1 pseudogene is annotated in these 388 nt (G+C 58.2%); it reads left to right on the top strand.

Annotated elements, in window-relative coordinates:
- Positions 1–388 (top strand): annotated as a pseudogene (locus ACW5W8_RS23925) (integrase); the annotation flags it as partial.

Here is a 388-nt window from a genome sequence, read left to right as displayed (position 1 = left end):
TGAGCGAAGCCCCACGCAAAAAAGTAGATGCCAGACTGCTGATTTTGCAGGCCGCCGATATCTTTCTGACGCCCTATCACGCCTGCCAGCAAGGAGAGGTGGGACGCCGGATTTTTATCGAGGCATACCGTACCCGCAGCCTGCAGTTGCCAGCCAGCGTCTATGAGCGGCAAAAACCGTTTAGCCTGATCACGCTGCGCCGTTGGCAAAGCTCGTTGGCCAATGAAGGCCCAGCCGCACTGGCTGGCAATTATCAGCGTGAACGGCCCTCAACCGTTGAGCAAAGCCCTGAGCTGGCCCAGTTCCTTACCGCATTGGTGACTGCCAAGCCACACCTGGCCAATAAGTGGGGCGCTCTGCATGAGCTCGCCACTGAGTACAGCGCGAT

This window comes from Aeromonas aquatilis, assembly GCF_054052405.1.
This window is presented reverse-complemented; position numbering and strand designations above follow the sequence as displayed.